We start from the raw sequence: 5,091 nt of genomic DNA on the forward strand, positions 1-5,091 counted from the left end.
GTCATGGCACCGCTGGACCTCCTCAATCACCTGCTCAATTTCGTCGCGCCTGCCTTCGCGGTCGGCTTCCTGTGCGCGCTGCTGGGCCGAATCTCCATGGGAAAAAGCGCGAAATCGCCCGCCTGGTGGGTCGTGGCCGCTATCAATTTCATAGTTGGCGTGGCGGTGCTCTCGGCCGGCCTCGTGATCTTCGGCCGCGACGGCAAGATGGCGACGTATGTGGCCCTGGTGCTGGCCTGCGCCACCAGCCAGTGGCTGGTGGCCGGCTAGTTCACCAGGCCAGGCAATATCGGCGGCGGTGGAGGCGGCGGGGCGGCGGCGGCGGCCGGCGCCCCGGGCGCGCCCGCATAGGCTGGCGCCACCGGGTAGGCCGCCATCGGCAGATCGGCCGCCCGCAGCCCCTCGAGCATCGCGAACAGCACGTCACTGCGTACGCCGCCGGCCAGCCGGGGGCTTGGCACATAGGCGACCGCCTGGAAGATCAGGAAGCCCACCTCCACCCCCTCCAGCGTGACCGAGGGGGCAGGGCTGGCCAGCACGCCGGGGTGATCGGCGAAGGCCGCCAGCATCACCTCGCGGGCCCGGTTGGCGTGGGTGGTCAGCGGCATCGGCAGGCGGATCAGCACCCGGCCCTCGGCATTCGCGAGCGTCATGTTGCGCACGGTCTTGGTGATGAACTCCGAGTTCGGCACGATCATCGTGGAGCGGTCGCCCAGCTGGATCTCGGTGGCGCGCACGTTGATGCGGCGCACATCGCCCTCGGCATTGCCCAGCACCACCCAGTCGCCGACCTTGACCGGGCGCTCCGCCAGCAGGATCAGGCCCGAGATGAAGTTCTGCACGATCGCCTGCAGGCCGAAGCCGATGCCCACCGACAGCGCGCTCGCCACCCAGGCGATGCGCTCGATGCCGATGCCCAGTGCCGAGAGTCCGAAGGCGATCACCATGATCCCGCCGACGTAGCCGAGCAGGGTGGTGATCGAGCTCTGCATGCCGGGCTCGAGCCCGGTGTGCGGCAGATAGCGCCGCTCCAGCCAGCGCTTGACCACGCGCAGCGCGACGAAGCCGATCACCAGCACCAAGACCGCGCTGATGATCGCGCCAGGCACCAGCTGGATCTCGCCGATCTTGACCCCGCCGCCGAACTTTCCGCTGCGCTGGTAGACCTCACCCGGGCTGGTGCCCAGGGGCGTCGCCAGCGCGATCACCATGTAGAAGAACAGGATCACGCGGCTCAGGCCCGAGAGCACCACCGCCGCCTGATCGAGGGTGCGCGGCTGCAGGCCGAAGCTCTGCTGCAGGCGCTCGCCGAAGCTGCTGCGCGAGGAAACCACCGATTCGAACAGGTCGTCGGCGAACTTGAACAGCACGTAGAAGGCGGCCACCACGATGCCGGCCCAGGTGAGCTGGCTCGCAAGAAAGCTCGCCATCGCGACGTAGCCGATCGCCACCAGGACCCAGATGACGATCAGCATCAACGTCACCGCGGCCAGCAGCACGCCGACCCACATCGGCCTTTCGGGGCCGTCGGCAACGGGCGCGGAGGACGCAGTCTCCGCCGGGCCGGACCCGGCGTCCTTCGGCGGCGTCCTGGCGGCGACCGGCGCTGCGGCGACCGGCGCGCTGCGCAGGCGCAGCAGCATCGCGCCGATCATGCCCGTCAGGACGAGGGCGGTCATGACGTGGGTGGCCACCACGGCGGCGAAGCTGGCTTCCACCACCGCGTTGACCTGGGTCGGCGCCCACACCACCGCGGCCACCCCGGCCATGACCCAGGGAAAGGGTGCGAGCCGGATCGCCAACGCATCCGAGATCGGCGGCAATCGCCACGAAGGCCGTCCGTTGGACAGCAGCGCCCGACCCAGTCCCACCACGAAGGCGATGAAGATGCTCGACTGCACCACGGACTGTCCCAGCTTGCGGGTCAGGGGCCCCCAGAGGCCATGGCTGTCGAACATGGCGAACACGCCTTGCGCCGCCAGCCCGACCAGCAGCACGTTGGCGGTGACGATCGCGATCACCAGCAGGGAGCGCCGCAATCGACCCGGCGGCAGGTAGCGTGCAGCGAACCGGGTCAGGGCGCGCTCGGCGAGCCAGTTGCCCAGCAGGGCCATCAGCACGGCAACTGCCAGGGCGCCGAGCACCGCGGGCGCGTGGGCCGGCTTGCGGGCGGTCTGGACGCCGTCCTCCAGCTCGGCACCGAGGCGCCCGAGCCGGGTCACGTCGCTCGACCAGGCGTCGCTGACGTCGTCCCAGAAGTCCCGCCCCAGCGGGGAAGGCGAGCGCTCGGTCAATTGGGCTTCGAACAGCGCACGGCGCTTGGCCAGCAGTTCGCTGGCGCGCTGCTGGGCGTCCACCGAGACCAGTCGCGCGAGCCGGATGTCGGCATCGCGCGCGTTGCGCTCCTTGATCAGCTCCGCCCGGCGGCGGGTGATGTCGGGATTCTCGGTTGCACCCTCGGCCGGTGCATTGCCCAGTTCGCCCAGCCGGGCGTTCAGGTCGTTGAGTTCGCCGGTGCGCGCGGCGATGAACTTGTCGGTCGAGGCACTGAGGGCGTTGAGCTGCTCGACCACGCCACGCACGTCGGCGCTGGTCTCCACCTCCGACGGCACGTTCTCGAGCTGGCTTCTCAGTGCCGCCACCGTGGGTGCGACCTCGGTCTCGGTGCTTGGCTGGGCCCAGGTGCCGCCGCACAGCGCGGCAGCCAGCAGGAGGGTCGTGAAATGGGGGAACCAGCGCATGGTCTTCATCATAAAAGCCGCCGGCTGCCGGTTCGAAACGAACCGTAGGCGAGCTCAGGTCGCCGGGCTGAAGCGGTCGACCCGGTCGGTGATGATGCCGTCGGTGCCGAGCGCGGTCAGCCGCTCGGCCGCCCATTCGTCGTTCACGGTGTAGCTCAGCGCGCGCAGGCCGGCGGCGTGCACCCGGGCCACCGTGGCGGCGTCCCACAGCGCATGGTTGCAGACGACCGCGACGCAGCCGAGCTCGATCGCCAGGTCGAGCCAGCCCGCGGGCAGCGTGTCCAGCAGCAGGCCGCGCGGCAGCTGCGGCTCGGCGACGCGGGCCGCGCGCAGGGCGTCGGGTGCGAACGAGGTCAGCAAGGGCGGCGGCAGCTCCGATGGGGTCCAGAGTTGCGCGGCTTGCCGTGCCACCACGTTGCCCGTCAATTGCTCCTGGCCCGGGGTCGGCTTGATCTCGATGTTGAGCGCGCGACCGTTCGCGAGGCAGAAGCGGATCAGGCTCTCGAGGCTTGCCAGCGGCTCGCCGGCGTAGCGGCGCGAATGCCAGGCGCCGGCGTCGAGCCGCGACAGGGCCGCCCAGGTTTGCTCGCCGGCGATGCCGTGGCCGTTGCTGGTGCGCTCGAGCGTGGCGTCATGCAGCAGAAAGGGCACGCCGTCGGCGCTGAGCTTGGCATCGCATTCGAACATGCGATAGCCATGTTCGGCGCCCAGCCGGAAGGCCGCCAGGGTGTTCTCGGGCGCAAGCTTGCCGGCACCGCGATGGGCGATCCAGCGCGGGTACGGCCAGGTCGCGCCGGCACTCATGCGCTTCGCTTGCCGGAGCCGGCGTCGAACCAGTGCAGCTTGTCCTGGCGGGCGGCGATCTTGACCGTGTCGCCCGCGACCGGTGGCGTGTGGCCCTCGTCGACACGCATGATCAGTTGCTCCTCGCCGATGCGGCCGTAGATCAGCCGCTCGGCGCCCAGCAGCTCCACGTGCTCGACCTGCACCGTCCAGCCGTTCGCATCGAGGCTCAGGTGCTCGGGACGGATGCCGAGGATCATGCCGGGCCGCACGCCTGGCGCGTACCTCAGCAGGTTCATGGGCGGCGAGCCGATGAAGCTCGCGACGAAGGTGGTGGCGGGGCGCGAGTACACCTCCTCGGGCGTGGCGAACTGGTCCATCACGCCGCCGTTCATCACGATGATGCGCTCTGCCAGCGTCATGGCCTCGACCTGGTCGTGGGTGACGAACAGCGAGGTGATTCCGAGCTCGCGGTGCAGCTTCTGGATCTCGAGGCGGGTCTGCGCGCGCAGCTTGGCGTCCAGGTTCGACAGCGGTTCGTCGAACAGGAACACCTTCGGCTGGCGCACGATCGCGCGGCCCATGGCCACGCGCTGGCGCTGGCCGCCGGAGAGCTCGCGCGGCTTGCGTTCGAGCAGGTGGCCGAGCTCGAGGATGCCGGCGGCCTTGTCGACCCGCGTCTTGATCTCGGGCACCGGCACCTTGGCGATCTTCAGGCCGTAGGCCATGTTGTCGAAGACCGTCATGTGCGGATAGAGCGCGTAGTTCTGGAACACCATCGCGATGTCGCGCTCGGAGGGCTCGAGGTTGTTCACCACCCGGTCGCCGATGCGGATCTCGCCGGCGCTGATTTCCTCCAGTCCCGCGACCATGCGAAGCAGCGTCGACTTGCCGCAGCCCGAGGGGCCGACGATGACCACGAACTCGTGGTCGGGGATTTCGGCGCTGACGCCGTGGATGACCTGGTTTGCCTTCGGCCCGTGGCCGTAGCGCTTGATGACGTTGCGAAGTGAAAGTGCTGCCATTTCTATTTTTCCGTATCCACCAAACCCTTGACGAACCACTTCTGCATCAGGAGCACGACCAGCGCCGGCGGCAGCATCGCCAACAGTGCGGTCGCCATCACGATGTTCCATTCGTTCTGGCCGTCGCCGCCGGCGATCATGCGTTTGATGCCGATCACCACCGGGTACATGTCTTCGGTCGTGGTCGCGAGCAGCGGCCACAGGTACTGGTTCCAGCCGTAGATGAACTGGATCACGAACAGCGCCGCGATCGAGGTCTTCGACAGCGGCAGCAGCACATCCCAGAAGAAGCGCATCGGGCCGGCGCCGTCCATGCGGGCGGCCTCGATCAGCTCGTCGGGCACGGTCAGGAAGAACTGGCGGAACAGGAAGGTCGCGGTCGCCGAGGCGATCAGCGGGACGGTCAGGCCGGCATAGCTGTTGAGCATGCCGAGGTCCGAGACCACCTGGTAGGTCGGTCCGATACGGACCTCGACCGGCAGCATCAGCGTGATGAAGATGGCCCAGAAGCACAGGGTCTTGAACGGGAAGCGGAAGTACAC

Annotated in this window: 5 protein-coding genes; 1 reads left to right on the top strand and 4 read right to left on the bottom strand. The window is 68.8% G+C overall.

The window, feature by feature from the left end:
* The first annotated feature begins 3 nt into the window (after nucleotides 1-3).
* Nucleotides 4-270, top strand: coding sequence for a hypothetical protein (locus tag AC1D2K_RS29490; protein WP_478093348.1), 267 nt, complete (start codon nucleotides 4-6; stop codon nucleotides 268-270).
* On the opposite strand, the gene AC1D2K_RS29495 is transcribed toward AC1D2K_RS29490, so the two are convergent.
* From AC1D2K_RS29495 to ugpE, 4 genes are all read right to left on the bottom strand, one after another.
* Nucleotides 267-2,741: a DUF3772 domain-containing protein gene (locus AC1D2K_RS29495; RefSeq protein ID WP_478093340.1), complete on the bottom strand. Its 2,475-nt coding sequence runs from the start codon at nucleotides 2,739-2,741 to the stop codon at nucleotides 267-269. The two genes, AC1D2K_RS29490 and AC1D2K_RS29495, sit on opposite strands and share 4 nt — an antisense overlap.
* Nucleotides 2,742-2,795: 54 nt before the next feature.
* The gene (ugpQ, locus tag AC1D2K_RS29500; RefSeq protein ID WP_478093342.1) at nucleotides 2,796-3,545 is read right to left on the bottom strand and encodes a glycerophosphodiester phosphodiesterase; all 750 of its coding nucleotides are present in this window, start codon (nucleotides 3,543-3,545) and stop codon (nucleotides 2,796-2,798) included.
* Complete coding sequence (gene ugpC / locus AC1D2K_RS29505) at nucleotides 3,542-4,549, bottom strand: sn-glycerol-3-phosphate ABC transporter ATP-binding protein UgpC (protein ID WP_478093344.1); 1,008 nt, start codon at nucleotides 4,547-4,549, stop codon at nucleotides 3,542-3,544. The genes ugpQ and ugpC overlap by 4 nt, the downstream gene beginning before the upstream one ends.
* A 2-nt stretch (nucleotides 4,550-4,551) precedes the next feature.
* The coding region (gene ugpE, locus AC1D2K_RS29510; RefSeq protein ID WP_478093346.1) for a sn-glycerol-3-phosphate ABC transporter permease UgpE at nucleotides 4,552-5,091 on the bottom strand (540 nt) is incomplete at its 5' end.

The sequence above is a fragment of the Variovorax sp. P1_H12_2 genome (assembly GCF_056405335.1).

Bases quoted from the DNA above. Each gene is read 5' to 3' on its own strand.
- AC1D2K_RS29490 (WP_478093348.1), top strand. From the start codon at position 4: ATGGCACCGCTGGACCTCCTCAATCACCTGCTCAATTTCGTCGCGCCT.
- AC1D2K_RS29495 (WP_478093340.1), bottom strand. From the start codon at position 2,741: ATGCGCTGGTTCCCCCATTTCACGACCCTCCTGCTGGCTGCCGCGCTG.
- ugpQ (WP_478093342.1), bottom strand. From the start codon at position 3,545: ATGAGTGCCGGCGCGACCTGGCCGTACCCGCGCTGGATCGCCCATCGC.
- ugpC (WP_478093344.1), bottom strand. From the start codon at position 4,549: ATGGCAGCACTTTCACTTCGCAACGTCATCAAGCGCTACGGCCACGGG.